This window comes from Nocardioides renjunii, assembly GCF_034661175.1.
In the GTDB taxonomy this organism is placed as follows: domain Bacteria; phylum Actinomycetota; class Actinomycetes; order Propionibacteriales; family Nocardioidaceae; genus Nocardioides; species Nocardioides renjunii.
In genome coordinates this window covers 1,688,683-1,709,431 of the sequence record NZ_CP141058.1, presented here as the reverse complement: position 1 = coordinate 1,709,431, position 20,749 = coordinate 1,688,683, and the positions used below count along the sequence as shown (strand labels likewise).

The window sequence follows — 20,749 nt, the reverse complement described above, 5'->3', positions numbered from 1 at the left end:
GCCCCTCGCCCGCAGCCGGTCAGAGCAGGCCGAGCCCCGTCGCGTGCCGGCGTACGGCGTCGGTGTCGGCGGCGAGCACGAACGGCACCTCCGAGCCCCAGCTGCCCGAGACCATCTCGACACGGCCGTCGCCGGGGTCGAGGCGCACCTCGCGGATGTAGACGGCGAGGATGCGGCCCGGGTAGGCCCGCACGGTCTCGGCGTAGATCTGCGGGTCGTGCTCGCCCGAGTCGCCGAGCAGGACGAAGGACAGCTGCGGGTGGAGGTCGAGCACCTCCCGGATCCGGTCGTCCTTGTGCTCGCGGCCCGCCCAGGTCCCGAGGAGGTCGCGCAGGAGCACCGGTCCCAGCGGGAAGCCGCGGTGCCGGAGGAAGGCGAGCAGGAAGGCGTGCAGGTTCCACGGGCTCGACGAGACGTAGAAGACCGGGTTCACGCCCGCCTCCAGGTCCCGGTAGAGCTCCACCGCCCCGGGGAACGGCGTCCGGGTCAGCGACGAGCCGGTCAGCGTCCGCAGCACCATGCGCAGCGCCCGCTGCACGCCGGTCTCCAGGATCGTGTCGTCGACGTCGGAGAGGATGCCGAAGCGTGCCTCGGCGGACGGGACCCTCACCTGCACGACGGCCGCGGGCGCGGTGGTCCCCCGGTAGTCGCCGACGAGCTCGACCGTGCCCGGCGTCCACGGGCTCGTCAGGGCGCCCGGCGGTGGCTCCAGCCGCACCCGGAAGTAGCCCTCCTCGTCGGTGACGGTCTCCGCCACGGCGCCCGCCACCGTGACCCGCAGCGGCACGCCCGGCAGCTCGCGGGTCGCGAAGTGCTGGAGCGTGCGGCGCACGGCGGCACCCACGCCCTCGCCGTCCACCGCGTCGGCGCCGGGCGGGTTGTCCAGGACGCGGCCCCGCACGACCACGCCGTCGGGGCCGCCGTGGCCGATGTAGGGCTCGATCCGGAAGTGCGTCGGCGGGCTCGAGCGGTCACGCCGCAGGCGGGTGGAGTCCCAGGCGCGTTCGAGGGCGACCACCCACCGGCGAGGGCTCATGGGGACACCGTAGGGGCTCGCGGGTCCCGACCGCCGCCGCCGGACCGGGAGGTCACTCCAGGAAGTGGTCGGGCGTGAGCGGCAGCGAGCGCACGCGTACGCCGGTCGCGTGGAACGTCGCGTTGGCGACCGCGGCCGCCGTGCCGACGATGCCGATCTCGCCGATGCCGCGCGAGCCCATGGGCGTGAAGGCCTCGTCGGACTCCTCGAGCCACTCGGCGTCCACGTCGAGCACGTCGGCGTGCGAGGCCACGTGGTAGGTCGCGAGGTCCTGCGTGACGACGTGACCGAAGCGCGGGTCCCGGTGGGACTCCTCGAAGAGGCCGGCCGAGAGGCCCATGACGAGCCCGCCCACGAGCTGCGAGCGCGCGGTCCTCGGGTTGATGACGCGACCGACGGAGTAGACGCCGTGGAGGCGCGGCACGCGGACCTCCCCGGTCCAGCGGTTGACGCGCGCCTCGGCGAACACGGCGCCGAAGGAGTGGAAGGCGAGCTCCTCGGCGGCCGGGTCGTCGGCCGCGGACGCAGTGGTGTGCAGGCCCGGGTCGGGTCGGGCGCCGTGGTCGTGGCGGAACAGCTGCGCGGCCGCGACGATCGCGCTCCCCCACGAGCTGGTGCCGGACGACCCGCCGGCGACCGATGCCGACGGCAGCAGGCTGTCGGCGATCTCCAGGTCGACGTCCGAGGGGTCCACCTCGAGCGCGTCGGCGGCGATCTGGGTGAGCACGGTGCGGGCACCCGTGCCGATGTCGACCGAGCCGATCGCGACGGCGTAGCGGCCGTCGCCCAGCGACGTGACGCGCGCGCTGTTGCCCGGCTGCCTCATGGCCGGGTAGGTCGCCGACGCGACACCGGTGCCGACCCACCAGTCGCCGTCCAGCACCGCCCGCGGCTCGCGCGGACGGGCGTCCCACCCGAACCGCTCGGCGCCGCGGTGCAGGCAGTCGAGCAGACGGCGGTCGTTGAACGGCTTGCCGGTCTCGGGGTCCAGGTCGGGCTCGTTGCGCTCGCGCAGCACGATCGGGTCGAGGTCGCACGCGACGGCGAGCTCGTCCATGGCGACCTCGTGGGCGTACATGCCCGGCATCTCGCCGGGAGCACGCATCCACGACGGGACGGCCACGTCGAGCCGCGCGAGCCGGTGGCTGGTGCGGCGGTTCGGGGCGGCGTAGAGCATCCGCGTGGGCGAGGCGGTCTGCTCGGCGAACTCGCGCACGACGGAGGTCTGCTCCTGCACGGCGTGCTCGATGGCGGTCAGCCGGCCGTCGGCGTCGGCGCCGAGGCGCAGGTGCGAGATCGTCGCCGTGCGGTAGCCGGTGAGGGCGAACATCTGCTGGCGGGTGACCGCCAGGCGGACCGGGCGGCCCCCTGTCGTGCGTGCGGCGAGCGCGGTCGCCATGACGTGGGCGTGCGCCTCGCCCTTGCTGCCGAACCCGCCCCCGACGTACGGCGCCCGCACCCGCACCTGGTCGGGCTCGAGCCCGAGCATCGGCGCGAGGGCCTGGACGACGCCGTGCACGCCCTGCGTCGAGTCGTACATCGAGAGCAGGTCGCGACCGTCGTGCTGCTCCCACCACGCGACGGTCGCGTGCGGCTCGAGCGGGTTGTTGTGCTCGTAGGGCGTGCGGTAGGTCTGCTCGACGAGCACCTGCGCCGAGGCGAAGGCGGCGTCCACGTCGCCCTCGTCGGTGTCGGTCTCCATCGCGGGGTTGACCTGCTCGGGCCGGTAGGTGGCGTTGTCCTCGCGCAGCTCCGCCTCGTGCGGCTCCTGCTCGTAGGCGACGTCGACCAGCGCCGCGCCCTCGCGCGCCGCCTCCGACGTCTCGGCGAGGACGAGGGCGACGACCTGGCCGCGGAAGCCGACGCGGTCGTCCTGCAGGATCGCCAGCTCGCCGTTGTCGGTCTGCTCGAGACGGGGTGCGTTCGTGTGGTCGAGGACCGCCGTCACGCCCGGGTGGTCCAGGGCGCGCGACGCGTCGACCCGGGCGACCCGTCCCCTGGCCACGGTCGAGGTGACGAGCCACAGGCTGAGCGGGGCGCTGACCCCGTCGTCGGCGCCGTGCTCGACGGCGTACGACGCGAGTCCGGTGACCTTCTCGACCCCGTCGACCCGGTCCAGCGAGGTGCCGATGGAGCGGGGCCGGACGGTCCGCGTCTGCTGCTCGGTCATCGTGCCGCCTCCCCCGCCAGGCCCAGCAGCGTCATGGTCGTCGTGTTGCGGACCATCGCGACCTTGAAGGCCGTCTCGTCGTCGGTCGTGGCCGCGGCGAGCTCCTCGTCGACGGCGGCGCGGACCGCCTGCTCGTCAAGAGGCCCCCCGGTCAGCGCCTCCTCGGCCCGACGGGCGCGCCACGGCTTGTGCGCGACGCCTCCCCAGGCGATGCGGACGCGGTCGACGCGGTCGTCCTTCAGCCGCAGCGTCGCCGCGACGGAGACGAGGGCGAAGGCGTATGACGCACGGTCACGGACCTTGGTGTAGGTGGAGCGCTCGACCTCGGGACCCATCGGCAGCTCGACGGCCGTGACGAGGTCGCTCGGCGCGAGGGTGGTGTCGGCCTCCGGGCGGTCCCCGGGCAGGCGGTGCAGGTCCTCGAAGGGGATCCGCCGCTCCCCCTCGGCGCCGAGCACCACGACGGTGGCGTCCACGGCGGCAAGTCCGACGGCGAGGTCGGAGGGGTGCGTGGTCACGCACTGGTCGCTGGCGCCGAGGATGGCGTTGTAGCGCCCGTAGCCGCCGATGGCCGAGCAGCCGCTCCCCGGGTCCCGCTTGTTGCACGGCGTGGTGACGTCCTGGAAGTAGACGCAGCGGGTGCGCTGCAGGAGGTTGCCGGCGGTCGTCGCCTGGTTGCGGATCTGGCCGGACGCGCCGGCGAGCGTGGCGCGGGCGACGACGGGGAAGCGGGAGCGGACGACCGGGTGGGCGGCGAGGTCGCTGTTGCGGACGTTGGCGCCGATGCGGAGGACGCTGCCGTGGTCGCCGTCGAGGTGCTCGACGGTGTCGAGCGGCAGGCGGCTGACGTCGACCAGAAGCCCGGGTGCGGTGATGCCGAGCTTGAGGTGGTCGACGAGGTTGCTGCCGCCGGCCAGGAACCTGGCCCCGGGGTGCGTCGCGACCAGCTCCACAGCCTCCTCGGCCGAGCCGGCCCGCCGGTAGTCGAGGGCCCTCATCCGCGTGCCGCCTGACGGGCCGCCGCCAGGATGCCCGGATAGGCGCCGCAGCGGCACAGGTTGCCGCTCATCCGCTCCCGGACCTCCGCGTCGTCGAGCTCCACGTCGGCGGTGAGGTCGTCCGTGACGTGGCTGGGGTGGCCCTGGGCCGCCTCGTCGAGCATGCCGACCATCGAGCACACCTGTCCGGGGGTGCAGTAGCCGCACTGGTAGCCGTCGTGCTCGAGCATGGACTGCTGCACGGGGTGCAGGCCGCCGTCCGCGAGCCCGGCCGCGGTGACGACCTCGGCCCCGTCCTGTGCCACGGCGAGCGAGAGGCAGGTGAGGTGCCGGCGCCCGTCGAGGAGGACCGTGCAGGTCCCGCACTGGCCGTGGTCGCACCCCTTCTTGGGCGACGTGACGCCCAGTCGCTCGCGCAGTGCGTCGAGGAGGGTGGTCCGCGTGTCGACGACCACCGCGTGCGGCGTGCCGTCGACGACCAGGCTGATCTCGGTGTCCATGGCGCGTCGTACCCCGATCGCCCGCGACCATCCACCGGGCCGCTGCGGCGTCCTGTGACAGGCTCCGGTGCATGCTGTCCGACGACCTCACCACAGCACCCGCACCCGACGTCCTCGCGGCGCTGGAGGAGTGCCGCAGCGCCGAGCTCGAGCGCGAGGGCATCGCGATGTACGTCGCCGTGGCCGACGCGCGCCCGGGCCGTCCGGCGCCCGCCACTGACTCCGCTCCGGACCCGGCTGCGACCCGGCTGGCCGAGCTCTTCGACCACTACCACGACGCCCTGGCCGCCGCCGGCTTCCCGCGGTCGGCGCACGAGCCGCCCGACGCCCCGGACCTCACCGGCGGTGGCCGCGAGCTGATCGACGTGCTCGTGGTGCTGAGCGACCGGCACCTTCACGCCCGCCCCGAGCAGCCGTCGCACGAGGGGCGGCAGTCGTGAGCGAGCTCCTCGTTCCCGCGAGCCAGCGGGCCGCCTTCGCCGCGGGCCGCTTCCTGCGGGTGGTCAACTGGCACAACACCCCGGCGACCGACCGGGCCCGGCTGCGCGCCGAGCTCGCCTGGTACGCCGCGCGCTTCGACCCGGTGCGACCCGAGCACCTCGACCGCTTCGTCGAGACCGGCGACTGGGGGCTGGACCGCCCGGGCGTCGCCCTGTGCTTCTACGACGCCTACCTCAACCACGTCACCGTGGCCGCACCCGTCCTCGAAGAGCTGGGCCTGACCGGCTGGTTCCTGCCGCCCACCGGCGCGCTCGACGTGCCGGCCGAGCAGCAGCGGGCCTATGCCGACGCCCACGACATCGGGCTGCTCCCCGACGAGCCGGAGGCGCCGTGGCTGATGACGTGGGACGACCTCGCCCGCATCTCCGAACGCCACGTCGTGGCGGCGCACACCGCGCACCACAGCGCAGCGGTCGACATCCGCACCGACGAGGACGCCGAGCGGGAGATCCACGAACCGGTCCGGCGGCTCACCGAGGTCACCGGGACGGTCCCCCCGGCCTTCGCCTTCCTCCACGGCACGGTCCCGGTCGCCGGCACCACGGCTGGCGACGCGGTCCTGTCGTCCGGCGTGAGGTGGGCGATCACCAACACGGCCTACGTCCGCATCGCCGACTGAGCGGCCTGCCAGCCCGGCTCGCGATAGAGCGGCAGCAGGTCGCCGGCCACGGCGTCGAGCGCGGCGCGGTCGAGCCACGCCGGCCCGCCCAGCCGCTCCTCCGCCTCGCCGGTCAGGTGGACCCGCGCCCAGCCCGGCGGCGCGTCGCCGACCCGGACCAGGTCGTCGCGACCGGCCTCGCGCAGGCGGCGTACGTTGCGCTCGCCGATCCGTGCGTAGGCGACGGTCTCCACCTCGAGGCCCGGCACGAGCACCTTGGCGGCGTGGACGCGGTCCGCGCCGGCCGGCGACAGGTCGGCCACCAGCACCTCGTGCCCCTCGGCCTCGAGGCGGGCGCACAGCTCGGGCAGCAGGTCGCCGGGCGCGACCTCCGCGGTCGGCAGGTCGGTGAACGGCACGGTGCGCACGCGGGACAGCACGGTGCGGCGCAGCGGCGGCTCCCAGACCTCCCGGGGTGCGCGCAGCCACGCCACCATCGCGTCCAGCACCCGCTGCTCCTCCGCCGCGGGGTCCACGCGGGCCAGCTGGGCGACGAGGTCCGGCGGTGCCACGGCGCGCACGGCGTCGAGCGGGCCGTGCATGAGCTGCTTGCGCGCGCGGGCGCTGGCGAACTCCAGCACCGCCTTGCGCAGGGCCACCTCCCGGTCCGGGTGCACGGCCTCGCCGCAGGCGGTGGCGGACAGCACGTCGTCGCCGGGCGCCATGCCGACCACGTCGATGTCGGCCATCGCGAAGTCGGTCGCGGCCACCTTGGCCAGGACGTCCACCCCGGCCGACCGCAGCCGCTCGAGGACGGCCAGGGTCTCGGGGTCGCGGACGCCGTCGAGGTCCAGCACGACGCCGGTGTCGAGGGCCCGGAAGGTCAGCCCGTTGCCATCGCGCTGCAGCACCTCGAGGACGCCGTGCGAGATCGCCTGCTCGAGCGTGCCGCCAGCGCCGAGCCCGTTGGTGACCGGCATGATCAGCCAGCCGCCCGGCGGGGCCTCGGCGGGCAGCTCGCCGCCGGCGCTCGCGACGTGCTCCACGGGCGCCCACACCTGCTCGTCGGTGAGCACGCCCGCGCGCACGCGGCGCACCGGCCACCACGCCAGCGCCCGGTCGTCGTCGAAGTCCGCGCCGGCCGGCAGCCCGAGGAGGCGCGGGTCGACGACCCCCGTGGGGCCGTGGCGGTCCCGCATCTCCCGCAGCGACCCGTGGCGCACGGGGCGCCCGGTCAGGGCGCGGCGCGAGGCGACGTGCTCGACGCACTCCCCCAGCGCGCCGACGCGGGCCCGCAGCTCGCTGGCGCCGTAGCCGATGCCCGACGTGGAGGACTCGCCGCGACCGTCGGCGTCCGTCCACCAGGTCGCCCAGACCGGGACGCCGACGTGGTCGAGCTCCGTGACGGGGAACTCGATGAGCCGGTCGGCGCCGAGCGCGTCCACGAACCGGTCCGTGACCTCGCGAAGCCCTGCGTCCCTGTCCGCCGCATCCACCGTCGTCATCGAGCCAGCGAAGCCCACTCGCGGCGCGGGGTCAAAATGTAGGCAACGTGCGCAGGCAAACCTCACCCCGACAGGTAGGTGCGAAGCCGTCCACGGATGAGGGAAGGTGTGTTCCATGAGTGCGAGTCCCTCGGGCATGCCCACGTCGTTCACCCTCTCCCGCCGCGCGCTGCTCGGCGGCCTCGGCGGGGTGGCCGCCTCGTCGGCGCTCAGCTCCTGCGGCGGCTTCTCGAGGCCGGAGAGCAGCGGCGGCGGCGGCGGCGACACGCTGCGGTTCAAGACCTGGGCGAGCGACGCGGAGAAGTCCGCGTTCACCCGCCTCGTCAAGGCCTTCAACGAGGCGGAGGGGGTCACGGTCGAGCTCGAGGTGGTGCCCTACGCCGAGATGTTCACCGGCATCGACACCGAGCTGCAGGCCGGCAGCCCGCCCGACGTCTTCCGCGTCGACTACCCCACCCTCGGCACCTACAGCAGCACCGACCAGCTGCTCGACCTGAGCGACCAGCTCGAGGGTGACCTGACCGACGACCTCATCCCGGCGCTCTACCAGGCGGTCCAGTACGACGGCACGCCGTTCGGCGTCCCGCACCAGACCGACACGACCGCTGTCGTCTACCAGCCCCGCCTGCTGCGTGAGGCCGGCATCACCGGCGTCCCGGACTCCCTCGACTCGGCCTGGACGTGGGAGGAGTTCGCCACCGTGTCCGACCAGCTGCGGGCCTCGCTGCCGGACGGCGTCTTCCCGTTCGCGTACGACTGGCAGCAGCTCGGCGCCTACCGCTGGCTCACCTGGCTGTTCGAGGCCGACGGCCGGCTCCTCGGCGAGGACCTGCGCACCCCCGAGATCGTCAGCGCCGAGGGTCGCAAGGCCCTGGAGTTCACCCGCCAGTTCCTGGAGAAGGGCTGGGTGCCGCCCAACACCTCCGTCAAGGGCGCCACCTACCCTGACACCGCCTTCGCGTCCCAGAAGGTGGCGATGGCCTTCGTCGGCGACTTCCTGCTCCCGTCGATGGAGACCACCATCGGCGACGGGTTCGAGTGGCAGGTGACCTACCAGCCGCGCGACGTCCGGGCCAGCACCGACCTCGGTGGCAACGCGCTGGTCGCCGCGGCCGCCACGGAGAACGCCGACCTGGCCGCGACGTTCCTGCGCTTCATGGTCGACCCCGACAACATGCGCACGTTCTGCGAGGAGACGACCGAGCTGCCCACCCGCCAGTCGCTGGTGGACACCGAGCTCGACTTCGCCGTACGCCCCGACCTGATGCCGACCTTCGTCGAGCAGGCCACCACGCTCACGCCCGACGACGTCGCGCAGGTGACGGTGCCGTTCTTCGCCGAGATCAACACCGTCCTGCAGAACGAGCTCGAGCTGTGCTTCGTCGACGGCCAGTCGGTGGACGACACCCTGACCAACATCGCGGACGCGCTCGAGTCCGCGGCGGGCTGAGGACGCACCGGGCATGAGCACGTCCACGCAGGCGGCCCCGGCCGCCACGCCCCCGACCGCTGGGGCGCCTCTCCCCAGCAGTCCGGGGCGGACGGGACCGGCCGGCCGCTCGTGGCGTGAGTCGCTCGTCGGCTACGCCTTCGTCTCGCCCAACCTCGTGCTGCTGGTCCTCTTCCTGTTCGTCCCGCTCGTCTCCGCGATCCTGATGTCGTTCCAGGACGTCTCGTCGTTCGGACCGAGCAGCTGGGTCGGGATCGACAACTACCGGCGGCTGCTGTCGGAGGACGTCTTCTGGCGCACGCTGACCAACACGCTGGTGTTCACGCTCGCCACCGTGCCGACCAGCATCGCGATCGGCCTGGTGCTGGCGGTGCTGCTCGACACCGCCGTGCCGGCCCGCACCGTCCTGCGGACGATCATCTTCGTGCCGATCGTCATCAGCGGCCTCGTCGTCGCGCTGATCGGGCTGCTGATGTTCGACGAGGGGGTCGGCATGCTCAACGGCATGCTCGCCGCGGTCGGCATCGACGACGCGCGGTGGCAGACCGACGGCACCCTCGCCATGGTGTCGGTGGTCGTGATGACCGTCTGGACGCGCGTCGGGTTCGCCATGGTCATCTACCTCGCCGCGCTGCAGGACGTGCCGCGCGAGATCCACGAGGCGGCCCAGGTCGACGGCGCGGGCGCCGTGCAGCGCTTCTGGTGGGTCACCGTGCCGATGCTGTCGGCGCCGACCTTCTTCCTCGTCGTCATGAACATCATCTGGTCCTTCCAGGTGTTCGACATCGTCTACGTGATGACGGGCGGCGGCCCGGGCAACGACACCGAGATGCTGGTGACGTACGCGTACGACCAGGGCTTCGGGCCGACCCGCGACTTCGGCTACGGCTCGACGATCGGCGTGGTGATCTTCCTGCTCACCCTCGTGGTCGTGGTCCTCCGGCTCCATCGGGAGCGGCGCGAGGCCCGCAGCGGAGGTGTCCGGTGAGCCGCTGGGTGCGCTTCCTCGTGGTCGCCGTCGTGTGCGCGGTGATGCTGTTCCCGCTCTACTGCATGCTCGTGGTCGCCTTCACCCCGCGCGACGCCCTCTTCGACTCGGGCGCGCAGCTGTGGCCCGACGCGTTCACCACGGAGAACTTCACCCGGCTCTTCGACCGGTTCCCGGTCGGCACCTGGTTCCTCAACTCGGTGATGGTCGCCGGCATCACCACCGCGCTCTCGGTGACGGTCAACCTGCTGGCCGGCTACGCCTTGGCCAAGCTGCGCTTCCTCGGCCGGGACGCCGTGTTCGTCCTGATCATCTCCACGATGATGATCCCGGCCCAGGCGATCATGTTCCCGCAGTTCCGCACGGTGATCGACCTCGGCCTGTTCGGCACCTTCTGGGCGGTGATCCTGCCGTCCGCCGCGACCGCATTCGGGATCTTCCTCGCCCGCCAGTTCCTGCTGGCGATCCCCGACGAGCTCATCGAGGCAGCCACCATGGACGGCGCCGGGCAGGTGCGGATCTTCCTCCGCATCGTGCTGCCCCTCTGCAAGCCGCTCATCGCGGTCCTGGTCCTGCTGGCCTTCATGGCGCAGTGGAACGACTTCCTCTGGCCGCTGATCGCGCTCAAGGACCCGGCGCTCTACACGCTCCCGGTCTCGCTGCGCTTCCTCCAGGGCCAGTACGACGCCGACTACGGCGGGCTGATGGCGGCCGCCCTCATCACCTGCCTGCCGCTGGTGCTGCTCTTCGTCCTGCTCCAGCGCTACTTCGTGCAGGGCCTCGCGCGCACCGGCATCAAGTAGCCGGCTCGTACACCGCCATCTGCCGGCCGTCGTGCTCCTCCGACCGGTCGGTGGGGACGTAGGTGATCGACCCGCCCCCGACGTCCTCGAAGGACACCGCCGCGCCGGCAGCGTCGGCCACGGCCAGCATGCCGTCACCGGCCCCGCCGCGCAGGACCACGTCGACCTGCTCCTCGGTGCTCACTTCTTCGTGAGGGCCGAGCCCTTGTGCACGGCCTCCCCGCCGCTCTTCTCGCTCTTGACGAGGTACTGCGGCTCGTCCTTGCTGGCTCGCACCTGCCGCCCGGCCGCCTCGGTGTCCTCGGTGATCTTGCGGACGACCTCGCCCTCGGCCGTGCCGCCGTGGCTCTTCCACGTCACGTGGTCGCCCTTCTTGAAGTCGTCCGCCATGCTCGCCGTCCTCGTCTCGGTAGGTGCCGTACGCCTTCCGCTACCCCGTCGGGCGTGCGGGCATGCGGCAGGCGCCGGCGCGCTGCCGGTGGGGGCAGGCGGCGGTATCCCGGACACGTGTCCCGGTCGCGGACCTCGTACGCCCCGCGCGGGGGCAGCAACTCGGACACGTGTCCCGGTCGCGGACCCCCTACGCCCCGCGCGGGGGCAGCAACTCGGACACGCGTGCCCGGGTTCATCGATCCGACGGCTCGGGGTACTCCTACCGGATGGAGTTCGAGATGGCCCGTGACGGAGACCTGGGAGCGCCCGTGCAGGACGTGGCGCAGGAGGCGGTCGACGCGACCGCGACGAGGTACACCCGCACCCCCGACATCGACGTCGACCAGACCCTGCGCGAGCAGCTGCAGGGCCGCGGCATCAGGGCGGTGTCGGAGGCGACGATCGGCGAGATCGCCACCAGCATCCGCGGGGGTCACTCCGTGCGGCTCGGCCGGCACGACGGCTCGATCGAGGGCTGACGAGACCCCTGCCCGCAGCGCAGCCCCGTCACGGCGTGAGGGCGCCCGCCAGCACCGCCGCCGCGCGGGGGTCCCTGCTCCGTACGTCGGCGCGGTGCCACAGCAGGCGCAGCAGCACCTCGGCCCGGTCCTCGACCAGCACGGGCTCGCCCCGGCCATCGCCTGCACCCAGCAGGACCTCCGCGCGTACGTCGGTGGCCGCCAGGCGCAGCGGGCGGGCGAGCGGACCCGTCCGCCCGAGGCGCACCTGCCGCGGGTGGAGGACGTGCGCGACCTCCAGCACGCCGTCCCACGCCAGCTCCGGGTCCATGGCGTGCGGGGTGCCGAGCGCGTCGGCGGCGTCCCAGGTGTGCATGGCGGTCTCGTGCACCTGGCGCCGCCGCCAGGAGCCGGCGGTGCGGTCCCGCTCGTCGAGCGTCCACGCCGGCGCACCCACCGGCGTCGCCGTCAGGACGTCGACCAGTGCCGCGGCCCGGTCGCGGTACCACGCAACCAGGTCCGCGCCGTGCAGGTCGACGCGCTCCGGCCGGAGGTCCGGGTCGCCCGCGACCACGGCATGGGCTGCCCACCGGTGGACGTCCCCCAGGTGGACGACGAAGTCGCGCAGCGACCAGTCCGGGCACCACCTCAGACGCATCCCGAGGTCGGCGCCGTCCACGACGTCGGCGAAGCGATGCGTGTGGGCGCGGAGCAGCGCGAGCCAGTCGACGGCCGGCCGGTCACCGTCGACGCTCACAGCCGGACCCTGAGCCGGGCCTCCCAGGACGCGGCGTCCGGGTCGTCGACATCCGTCACCGCGAGCAGGGTGGCCTGCTCCTCGTCGGCCTCGAGGACCATCAGTCCCTCGACCTTGATGACGCTGCCGTCGAGCTCGGGCAGCGGCACGACGTCGACGACCCGGTCGCCGCGGATCCGCGCCAGGGCCGAGGCGACCACCGGTCCGTCGTCCCGCACGTTGGGGCTGTCCTCGGCCGCCGCGCTGGCGAGGAGGTCGCCGCCGGGCAGGGCGACGACGTCGGTGACGGCCAGGCCGACGCCCTCCGCGGTGCCGAGGTCGTAGGGCACGGGACGGGTGGGCGTCAGGTCCGCCGCGCCCGACCGACCGAGCAGGACGGAGAGGGCGGCGGCCAGGTCGAGGTCGACGCTGCCCGAGGGCAGGCCGGCCGACGGCAGCCCGCGGTGGAACCAGCGCAGCGTGCCGTCGACGAGGCAGGCGCCCTCGAGGTTGAGCACGTCGGCGTGGACGTCCAGCGCGGCCGCGACCGAGGCGTAGGTGTCGGCCATGTCGGCGACCACGCTCGCCGGTCGGTCGTCCTCGAGCCGCACCAGGCACCACCGCATCCGCGCCGGCGAGGACCCCGAGCCCATCACGAGGAGCGCCGGCGAGCCGTCGACCTCGACCCGGCAGGCGGTCTCCAGGTCGGGCTTCAGCTGCTTGGTGCCGGAGGCCTCGTCGAACAGCTCGTGCCCGGCGACGGGCGGCAGGAGCCGTACGCTCGTCGCCGTCCCGCGGCGGAACCATGCCGCGTGGGTGGCGTCGTCGGAGACCACCAGGTGGCCGTCGCCGAGGGCCGCGACGGCCGACGCGGCCCGCACGGGGGTCCCGTCGTCGAAGCGAAGCCGGTCGGCGCTGAGCAGCTCGACGTCCATGGCCCGATGCTCGCAGACGGTCGGCGCCCTGTCGTCGCTCAGAGGGCTGGGGCCAGGGTCGTGGCCAGCCACTCGAGCTGGCGCGAGCGCTGGAACGCCTCGCCGCCCTCGTGCCCGTTGAACTCGTAGACCTCGATGTCCTTGGGACCGGCGTAGGCGTTGTAGGCGGCGAACACGGTGGTGGGCGGGCAGACCTGGTCCATCATCGCCACGGAGAACAGGGCCGGGGCGGTCGCGAGCCGGGCCAGCACCGCACCGTCGAAGTAGGCCAGCGTGGCGAAGGCCTGCTCGACCCGGTCGCGGTGCGCGGCGAGGTAGCGGACCAGCTCGAGGTAGGGGTCGGACTGCGCGATCGCTGCGGCGCGCCGCACGTCGCACAGGAACGGGACGTCGCACAGGACGGCGGCCACCGCGTCGGGGACGAGGGCGGCGACGGCCAGCGCCAGCGCGCCGCCCTGGCTGGCGCCCGCGGCGACCACCCGCCGCGCATCGACGGCCGGGTGCCCGCGAAGCACCTCCACGGCCCGGCACGCGTCGGCGTACGCGCGTCGGTAGTAGTAGGTCTCGGGCGCCTCGATGCCGCGGGTGAGGAACCCCGGCTGGGACGGCCCGCTGGGGCCGGAGTCGGCCGTCGCGCCCGTCGTCCAGCCGCTCCCCTGCCCGCGCGTGTCGACGACGAGGTGGGCGAAACCGGCCGTCGCCCAGAAGACGTGCTCGTGCGCGAGGCCGCGTCCGCCGTTGTAGCCCTGGAGCTGGACGACACCGGGCAGCCGGCCGGACACGAGGGGCGCGGCGGGCAGGTGCAGCCACGCCCGCACCGGCGCGCCGCCGTGGCCGGTGAAGGTCACGTCGTGCGAGTCCACGCCGACCAGGCCGTTGTCGACCGGCTCGGTGCGGACCTCCACCGGCTCCTCGTCGAGGGTGTCGGCCCAGAACCGGGCGAGGTCGTCCGGTGCCGGCAGGTCGGGGTGGTGCGCCCGGGCCTGCTCCAGCGGCCAGTCGACCTGCATCAGGGCGTCTCGATCGCCACCGTCGGCTCGAGCACGCGCTCGGCGCCCACCTGCCGCGCGGACCCCGTGAGGTCCAGGGCGACCGTGCCGCGGATGTCGGCGCTCGAGGCACCGACCCACAGCTCGACCGCGCCGGGCTCCACGATGCGCACCAGGTCGCGCCCGGTGAACGAGGTGAGGTCGGCGTGCAGCCCGATGGTGACGCGCCGGGCGGCGCCCGGGGGCAGGTCGACGCGGGCGGCCGCGACGAGCTGCTGGACGGGCCGGACGACCGAGGCGGCGACGTCGTGGAGGTAGACCTGCACCACGTCGCTCACCGGGCGGTCGGTGTCGTTGCGCAGCTCCACGGAGACCTCGGTGGTGCCCTCGACGTCCCAGGTGGCGCCGCCGGCCGAGGTGACCGGCCCCCAGGTCGGGCTCGCGTAGGAGAGCCCGTGGCCGAACGGGAACAGCGGGGTCGGGTCGACCACGCTCACCTCGCTGCGCTGCCCGAGGGTGGGCGCGAGGTAGGTCGACGGCTGGGTCGAGCCGGCGCCCGGGAAGCTCACCGGCAGGCGTCCCGACGGGTCCACCCGGCCGGTGAGGACGTCCGCGACGGCGCAGGCGCCCTCCTCGCCCGGGAAGAACCCGCAGACCAGGCCAGCAAGCCGGTCGGCCTGCCGGCTGAGGTCGTAGGGCCGCCCGACGAGCAGCACGGCCACGACGGGGGTGCCGGTCGCAAGCAACGCCTCGAGCAGCTCCTCCTGGCGTCCGGGCAGGCGGAGGTCGGCCACGTCGCAGCCCTCCCCCGAGGTGCCGTTGCCGAAGAGGCCCGCCTGGTCGCCGAGGACGACCACGCACACGTCGGCCTCCGCGGCCACCGCGACCGCCTCCTCGATCTGGCTGTCGTCGCCGCCCAGCACGGGGCAGCCGAGCGCGTGGGTGACGTCGTGCGAGGCGGCCAGCGCCTCGCGCACCGTCGCGATGTCGACACCGCGCTCGATGCCGTCGTAGTGCACCAGCACGTGCATCGGGAAGGAGTAGCACCCCAGCATCGCCTCGAACGTGTCGGCGCGGGGGCCGACGACGGCGAGCCTGGCGTCGGGCCGCAGCGGGAGCGTGCCGTCGTTGCTGAGCAGGACGACCGAGCGACGCGCGAGCTCGAGCGCCACCTGCCGCGACTCGGGGTCGTCGAGGTCGAGCGACTCCGACGACTCGACGGGTCGCCACCCGGGATCGAGCAGCCCGAGCTCGCACTTCTGGCGCAGCACCCGGAAGAGCGCCCGGTCGACGAGCTTCTCGTCGACCTTGCCGGCGACCACCGCGGCGAGCAGCGGGTCGGCGTACGCGTTGGGCGAGGGCAGCTCCACGTCGATGCCCGCCTCCAGCGCGAGGCCGGCGGCGTCCTGGTCGGTCTCGGCGACGTGGTGCAGGGTGCGCAGGAACGCGATGGAGAAGTAGTCGGCCACGACCGTCCCGTCGAAGCCGAGGGTGTCGCGCAGCAGCGTGGTGAGCAGGGCCCGGTCGGACGCCGCCGGCACCCCGTCGGTGTCGGTGTAGGAGTTCATCACCGAGCGCGCTCCGGCGCGCAGCGCCATCTCGAACGGCGGCAGGATGACGTCGGCGAGCTCGCGGGGCCCCATCCCGACGGGGGCGTGGTTGCGGGCCGCGCGGGAGGCAGAGTAGCCGGCGAAGTGCTTGAGCGTGGAGACCACGCCGGCGCTCTCCAGGCCGCGGACGTAGGCCGCGCCGGTCGTGCCGACCCAGAACGGGTCCTCACCCATCGTCTCCTCGACGCGTCCCCAGCGCAGGTCGCGCACCACGTCGAGCACCGGCGCGAGGCCCTGGTGCACGCCGAGGCTGCGCATCGTCGCCCCGATCCGCGCACCCATCCGCTCCACGAGCGCGGGGTCGAAGGACGAGGCCCAGCACAGCGGCGAGGGGTAGACGGTGGCCCGCCAGGCGGCGAGGCCCGTGAGGCACTCCTCGTGGACCTGGGCCGGGATGCCGAAGCGGTTGGCCGCGACGACCTGGCGCTGCCGCTCGGCCAGCGCGCGCACGCCCTCCGCGGGCTCGACGGGCTCGGTGCCGAAGGGGCGGGTCAGCTGGCCGAGGCCGTCGGCGATGACCTCCTCCCACGGGAGCACGGGTCCCATCGCGTCGCGGAGCATCGGCGCCATGTCGCCCACGGTCGGGTCGACGCCCCAGACCCCGGACAGCTGGGCGACCTTCTCCTCCAGCGTCATCCGGGACACCAGGTCCGAGACCCGCTCGGCCACCTCGGCCGTCGGGTCCTGCCACACCTCGCTCATGAGGCGCCCCCCGGAGCTGCCGTGGATCGGCGCACCACCAGCGTGGTGTCCAGGCTGACGTGCACCTCCTCCACCACGTGGTCGCCGGTGATCAGCGTGACGAGCATCGATATCGCTTCCCTTCCCATCTGCCGGATCGGCTGCTGCACCGTCGTGAGAGGCGGGTGCGCGAGCGCGGACTCCGGGATGTTGTCGAAGCCCACCACCGACAGGCGGCCGGGCACGTCGATGTCCAGCTCCGCGGCAGCCTCCAGCGTGGCCAGGGCGGAGAGGTCGTTGGCCGCGAAGATCGCGGTGGGCGGATCGGCCAGCTCCAGCAGGGAGCGGGCTGCGGCGCGGGCGGGCTCGGGCTCGAAGGCACCGGCCGCGAGGAGCTGCTCGTCGACCGGGATCCCCGCGGCGGCGTGCGAGTCGCGGTAGCCCTGCTCGCGCAGCTGCGCCGAGACCAGGTCGGGGCGGCCGGTGACCATCCCGATGCGGCGGTGCCCGAGGGCGATCAGGTGGTCGACGCCCAGCCGCGCGCCGCCGAGGTTGTCGGCGGTGACGGTGGGCAGGTCGGACGGTCCGGTGTGCGGGTCGACCGCGACGATCGGTCCTTCGTACTGCACCTCGGTGATGGTCGGCGTGACCAGGACGGCCCCGTCGACGAGGGTGCCCATGACGCGGGACAGGTAGCGGCGCTCCCACCCGACGTGGGCGTCGACCCGGCCGCCCGCGGAGTAGGCGACGAGCTCGTAGCCCGTGCCGCGGATCGCGTCGGCGGCGCCCTTGAGCACCTCGGTGCTGAACGGCTCGAAGTCCGCGACCAGCACGCCGATCACGTTCGTACGCCGGTTGCGCAGGCTGCGCGCCACCAGGCTGGCCTCGTAGCCGAGCCGCTCGATGACCTCCGTGACGACCCGCGAGGTCTCGCTCGCCACGCCGTAGCGGTCGTTGATGACCTTGGAGACGGTCGAGACCGACACCCCGGCCTCCGCCGCCACCTGCTGCATGGTCACCCGCCCCATGCCGCGGCGCGCGTCGCCGTGCACCGGCACCGCCGTGTCCGTCGGTTCCACGATGCGCTCCTTCACCCGTGACCGGCCTCTCCCGTCAGCATCCGCCATCAGCGTGCCCTCAGCCCTTGACCGCGCCCTGGAGGCCGTTGACGATCCGGCCCTGCAGCGCGAGGAACAGGATCAGTGCGGGGATCATGGCGATGGTGGTGAACGCCAGGACGCCCGCGGTGTCGGCCGAGAACTCGGTGGAGTAGTCGGCGACCCCGAGGGGCAGGGTACGCATCTCGTCGCGCAGCAGCAGCAGGGGAAGCAGGTAGGAGTTCCACGAGGCGACGAAGGCCAGGACCCCCACGGTGATCATCCCGGGCACCGACAGTGGCAGCACGATGCGCCAGAACACGCTCACCCGCGAGGCGCCGTCGATGAGCGCCGCCTCCTCGAGCTCCTTGGGCAGCGCCATCAGGAACGGCCGCAGGATCACGACCGTCATCGGCAGCGCGAACGCAGCCTGCGGCAGCGCGACGCCCCACCAGGTGTTGCCGAGCTGGAGGTTGCGCGTGATGAGGATGAAGAGCGGGATGATCGCCACCGCGAGCGGGAAGAGCAGCCCGAGCACGAAGACCATGAAGAGGGGCTCACGGAAGCGGAACCGGTAGCGGGCGAGGGGATAGGCCGCCATCACGCCGCACAGGACGGTGACCACGGTGGTGATCATCGCGATCGCCGTCGAGTTGAGGGCATAGGTCCAGAAGCCGCTGTTGCTGAAGACGTTCTCGTAGTTGGTGACGACCCACGGGTCGGGCAGGCCGGCCGGGTCCCGCGCCAGCTGCTCGTTGCTGCGGAAGCCGCCCAGCGCGCCGTACACCACCGGCCCGAGGGTGAGCGCGGCCACGATCGCAGCCAGCCCGTAGACCAGCGGTCCCCCGCCGCCGAACCTCTGCGTCCCCGTCCCGGTCGTCATCGTGCCTCCTGGCTGTCGCGGCGCAGGACGAGAGCCTGGTAGAGCACGGCCATCACGAGCGCGATGACGAACAACACGACCGACGCGGCGCCGGCGATGCCGTAGTTGCCCCGGGAGGTGCCCTGGTTGATGAGGTACGTCGCCATCGTGGTCGTCGCGTTGGCGGGGCCGCCACCGGTCAGCACCCACACGATGTCGAAGAGCTGGATGGAGCCGATCATCGAGAGGAACGCCCAGGTCCGGATCGTGGGCCCCAGCAGCGGGACGGCGATCTGCCACTGGGTCTGCCACCACGAGGCGCCGTCGATCTGCGCGGACTCGTAGAGCTCCTGCGGGATGTTCTGCAGACCGGCGAGGAAGAGCAGCACGGCCAGCCCGACGTACTTCCACGTCAGCACCACGAACACCGTCCACAACGTGATGTCGGGGCTGCCGAGGAAACCCTGCTCCGGCGGGGTCAGGCCGACGGCTCCGACGAGGGTGTCCACGAGGCCGTAGCCGGGCTGCAGCAGCTGGAACCAGATGACGCCGGCGATGACCTCGGCCACCACGTACGGCACGAAGACCACGGTCCGCAGCACGCCGCGGAACCGGATGTTGCGGTTGAGCAGGAGGGCCAGGCCCAGGCCGATCGGGAGCTGGACCGCGATCGAGGCCACCACGATCGTGAAGTTGTGCCCGACGGCACCGGTGAAGACGTCGTCGCCGAGCACCAGGCTGTAGTTCTGCCAGCCGACGAAGTCGTCCATCGGGCCGAAGCCCTTCCAGCGGTACAACGACATCCGCACGGCGGAGACCACCGGCCAGACGATGAAGATCGACATCAGGACGAGCGCCGGGGCCACGAAGAGCAGCACCTCGAGGCGCTGGCCCCACCCGAGGCGCGGCGGCCGGGCGGCCGCCCGGCGCGACGTCGCGCGGCGGGCGGCCCCCTCCTCCGGTCGAGTTGCCACCATCGTGGCGCCCTGATCGGTCATGCTCGTGATCACATCTCCTGGTCGGCAGCCTGCTGCGTGGCCTCGACGACGTCCTCCGGGCTCGCCTGACCGGCGAAGAGGAGCGCGATCTCGTCGTTCATCGCGCCACCGACGGACGTGCCGAAGGCGGTGTCGAAGTAGAGCTGGATGTAGGGCGACTCGTCGCGCACGCTGAGCAGCTCGGCGAGCGCCGGGTCGCTCACGGCACCGCCCGCGGCCGGATTGGTCGGCAGGCCCATGTCGTTCTCGGCGAAGCCGGTCTGCACCTCGTCCGAGAGCAGCGTCCTCACCAGGTCGACGGCCTCGTCGGGCGCGCCCTCTGCGACGGCCCACGCGTCACCACCGCCGAGCTGTGCCGTCGGGTCACCCGCGCCGCCCTCGACCTCGGGGAACGGGAACCAGCCCGTGTCCTCCCCCAGGCCCTTGCCGTCGTCGGTGAGTCCCTGCATGACGCCCGGCTCCCAGTGACCCGCCAGCTCCATGGCGACCTTGTCGGTCGCGAGCAGGCCGGAGGCGGAGGTCGCTCCCTCCTGCGCGGGCGTGGTGAGGAAGCCGGGGTTGAACGGCTCCGCCGCGATGACGTCCTCGAGCGCCGCACCCGCCTCGACGAAGCACGGGTCCGAGAAGTCGAGGCTGGTCACGGCACCCTCCAGGACGTCCTGGGGGCAGGTGCGCAGGGCGGTGTAGTACCAGTAGTGGGCAGCGGGCCACTTGTCACCGGCACCGACCGAGACGGGCGTGATGTCGGCGGCCTTGAGCTGGTCGACCACGTCGTAGAACTCGTCCATGGTGGTCGGCGGCGCCTCGATGCCGGCCTCCTCGAAGAGCGCCTTGTTGTACCAGAAGCCGACGACGCCCACCGAGAACGGCAGGGCGTAGGTCTTGCCGTCCACCTGCCAGCCGGCGACGTTGCCGCCGAGCTTGGAGATCTCCTCGGACGCCGCCTCCGAGAGGTCCTTCGTCAACCCCGCCTCGACGTGGTCGGCGAGCTCGCCGCCGCCGCGCTCCATGTAGACGTCCGGCACATCGCCGCTCTGGAACGCCGCCTCGAGCTTGCTGACCATGTCCTCGTGCGCCATGGCGCTGACCTTGACGTCGATGCCGGGGTTCTCGGCCTCGAAGTCCTTGGCGACCTGCTCGTAGTAGCCCTTGCCCGGCTCGTTGTTGGAGTTGTGCCACCAGGTGATCGTGTTGGCGTCGCCGTCGCCCGAGGCGCTGTCGTCGCCACCGCAGGCCGCTGTCATCAACGTGACGGCGCAGAGAGCGGCGAGTCCCGCCACTCGGGTGCTCCTAGGCATCGAGATCCTCCTTCATCCGCGCCACGCCGGAGTGACGTGGACCACACTGGATGACCCTGAACGACGGTTCTACCCCTTGTCAATCGTTATCGATAACGTTTTAC

At 73.0% G+C, this 20,749-nt stretch carries 21 protein-coding genes; 6 read left to right on the top strand and 15 right to left on the bottom strand.

Annotated features, from left to right (window positions below; all coding sequences use genetic code 11):
* Positions 1 to 19: 19 nt before the first annotated feature.
* The 4 genes from SHK17_RS08275 to SHK17_RS08260 are packed head-to-tail and all read right to left on the bottom strand — an operon-like array spanning position 20 to position 4,704.
* On the bottom strand, positions 20 to 1,036 hold the full coding sequence (locus tag SHK17_RS08275) for an App1 family protein (protein ID WP_322921719.1): 1,017 nt from the start codon (positions 1,034 to 1,036) through the stop codon (positions 20 to 22).
* Between the two features lie 52 nt (positions 1,037 to 1,088).
* Complete coding sequence (locus SHK17_RS08270) at positions 1,089 to 3,206, bottom strand: xanthine dehydrogenase family protein molybdopterin-binding subunit (protein ID WP_322921718.1); 2,118 nt, start codon at positions 3,204 to 3,206, stop codon at positions 1,089 to 1,091.
* Positions 3,203 to 4,204, bottom strand: coding sequence for an FAD binding domain-containing protein (locus tag SHK17_RS08265; protein WP_322921717.1), 1,002 nt, complete (start codon positions 4,202 to 4,204; stop codon positions 3,203 to 3,205). The genes SHK17_RS08270 and SHK17_RS08265 overlap by 4 nt, the downstream gene beginning before the upstream one ends.
* Positions 4,201 to 4,704: a 2Fe-2S iron-sulfur cluster-binding protein gene (locus SHK17_RS08260; protein WP_172273354.1), complete on the bottom strand. Its 504-nt coding sequence runs from the start codon at positions 4,702 to 4,704 to the stop codon at positions 4,201 to 4,203. Before SHK17_RS08260 ends, SHK17_RS08265 begins: the two co-directional genes overlap by 4 nt.
* A gap of 71 nt (positions 4,705 to 4,775) precedes the next feature.
* Between SHK17_RS08260 and SHK17_RS08255 the strand changes: the two genes are divergently transcribed.
* Complete coding sequence (locus tag SHK17_RS08255) at positions 4,776 to 5,144, top strand: hypothetical protein (protein WP_172273357.1); 369 nt, start codon at positions 4,776 to 4,778, stop codon at positions 5,142 to 5,144.
* A complete protein-coding gene (locus tag SHK17_RS08250; protein WP_322921716.1) occupies positions 5,141 to 5,824 on the top strand; it encodes a polysaccharide deacetylase family protein in 684 nt (227 codons plus the stop codon). Before SHK17_RS08255 ends, SHK17_RS08250 begins: the two co-directional genes overlap by 4 nt.
* Here the strand turns inward: SHK17_RS08250 and SHK17_RS08245 are convergent.
* Entirely contained in the window at positions 5,803 to 7,308 is a 1,506-nt protein-coding gene (locus SHK17_RS08245) for a YcaO-like family protein (protein ID WP_322921715.1), read from the bottom strand. The two genes, SHK17_RS08250 and SHK17_RS08245, sit on opposite strands and share 22 nt — an antisense overlap.
* 115 nt (positions 7,309 to 7,423) lie before the next feature.
* Between SHK17_RS08245 and SHK17_RS08240 the strand changes: the two genes are divergently transcribed.
* From SHK17_RS08240 to SHK17_RS08230, 3 genes are read left to right on the top strand one after another with little or no spacing between them, the layout of a single operon-like run.
* A complete protein-coding gene (locus tag SHK17_RS08240) occupies positions 7,424 to 8,758 on the top strand; it encodes an ABC transporter substrate-binding protein (protein ID WP_172273366.1) in 1,335 nt (444 codons plus the stop codon).
* Between the two features lie 13 nt (positions 8,759 to 8,771).
* On the top strand, positions 8,772 to 9,746 hold the full coding sequence (locus tag SHK17_RS08235) for a carbohydrate ABC transporter permease (protein ID WP_322921714.1): 975 nt from the start codon (positions 8,772 to 8,774) through the stop codon (positions 9,744 to 9,746).
* Positions 9,743 to 10,549, top strand: a complete 807-nt coding sequence (locus SHK17_RS08230; RefSeq protein ID WP_216652532.1) for a carbohydrate ABC transporter permease — start codon at positions 9,743 to 9,745, stop codon at positions 10,547 to 10,549. Before SHK17_RS08235 ends, SHK17_RS08230 begins: the two co-directional genes overlap by 4 nt.
* Here SHK17_RS08230 and SHK17_RS08225 read toward each other — a convergent pair.
* Together SHK17_RS08225 and SHK17_RS08220 are read right to left on the bottom strand one after the other, a co-directional pair.
* Positions 10,542 to 10,733: a hypothetical protein gene (locus tag SHK17_RS08225; protein WP_172273372.1), complete on the bottom strand. Its 192-nt coding sequence runs from the start codon at positions 10,731 to 10,733 to the stop codon at positions 10,542 to 10,544. The genes SHK17_RS08230 and SHK17_RS08225 overlap by 8 nt on opposite strands.
* A complete protein-coding gene (locus SHK17_RS08220; RefSeq protein ID WP_172273375.1) occupies positions 10,730 to 10,939 on the bottom strand; it encodes a hypervirulence associated TUDOR domain-containing protein in 210 nt (69 codons plus the stop codon). The genes SHK17_RS08225 and SHK17_RS08220 overlap by 4 nt, the downstream gene beginning before the upstream one ends.
* A 269-nt stretch (positions 10,940 to 11,208) precedes the next feature.
* On the opposite strand from SHK17_RS08220, the gene SHK17_RS08215 reads away from it, so the two are divergent.
* Entirely contained in the window at positions 11,209 to 11,460 is a 252-nt protein-coding gene (locus tag SHK17_RS08215; RefSeq protein ID WP_322921713.1) for a hypothetical protein, read from the top strand.
* A 28-nt stretch (positions 11,461 to 11,488) separates the two neighbouring features.
* On the opposite strand, the gene SHK17_RS08210 is transcribed toward SHK17_RS08215, so the two are convergent.
* From SHK17_RS08210 to SHK17_RS08175, 8 genes are read right to left on the bottom strand one after another with little or no spacing between them, the layout of a single operon-like run.
* Positions 11,489 to 12,196: a maleylpyruvate isomerase family mycothiol-dependent enzyme gene (locus tag SHK17_RS08210; protein WP_322921712.1), complete on the bottom strand. Its 708-nt coding sequence runs from the start codon at positions 12,194 to 12,196 to the stop codon at positions 11,489 to 11,491.
* Positions 12,193 to 13,110 carry a DUF6910 family protein gene (locus SHK17_RS08205; RefSeq protein WP_322921711.1) on the bottom strand — a complete coding sequence of 306 codons (918 nt, stop codon included), beginning with the start codon at positions 13,108 to 13,110 and terminating at the stop codon, positions 12,193 to 12,195. Before SHK17_RS08205 ends, SHK17_RS08210 begins: the two co-directional genes overlap by 4 nt.
* 38 nt (positions 13,111 to 13,148) lie before the next feature.
* Complete coding sequence (locus SHK17_RS08200; protein WP_322921710.1) at positions 13,149 to 14,120, bottom strand: acetylxylan esterase; 972 nt, start codon at positions 14,118 to 14,120, stop codon at positions 13,149 to 13,151.
* Positions 14,120 to 16,411, bottom strand: a complete 2,292-nt coding sequence (locus SHK17_RS08195; protein WP_322921709.1) for a beta-xylosidase/alpha-l-arabinosidase — start codon at positions 16,409 to 16,411, stop codon at positions 14,120 to 14,122. The genes SHK17_RS08200 and SHK17_RS08195 overlap by 1 nt, the downstream gene beginning before the upstream one ends.
* The gene (locus tag SHK17_RS08190; protein ID WP_322423949.1) at positions 16,408 to 17,469 is read right to left on the bottom strand and encodes a LacI family DNA-binding transcriptional regulator; all 1,062 of its coding nucleotides are present in this window, start codon (positions 17,467 to 17,469) and stop codon (positions 16,408 to 16,410) included. The genes SHK17_RS08195 and SHK17_RS08190 overlap by 4 nt, the downstream gene beginning before the upstream one ends.
* Before the next feature lie 58 nt (positions 17,470 to 17,527).
* Positions 17,528 to 18,370 (bottom strand): carbohydrate ABC transporter permease, encoded by an 843-nt coding sequence (locus tag SHK17_RS08185; protein WP_322921708.1) that lies wholly within the window; start codon positions 18,368 to 18,370, stop codon positions 17,528 to 17,530.
* Positions 18,367 to 19,347, bottom strand: a complete 981-nt coding sequence (locus SHK17_RS08180; RefSeq protein ID WP_172273393.1) for a carbohydrate ABC transporter permease — start codon at positions 19,345 to 19,347, stop codon at positions 18,367 to 18,369. Before SHK17_RS08180 ends, SHK17_RS08185 begins: the two co-directional genes overlap by 4 nt.
* Before the next feature lie 8 nt (positions 19,348 to 19,355).
* Positions 19,356 to 20,645: an ABC transporter substrate-binding protein gene (locus SHK17_RS08175; protein ID WP_172273396.1), complete on the bottom strand. Its 1,290-nt coding sequence runs from the start codon at positions 20,643 to 20,645 to the stop codon at positions 19,356 to 19,358.
* Positions 20,646 to 20,749 lie beyond the last annotated feature (104 nt).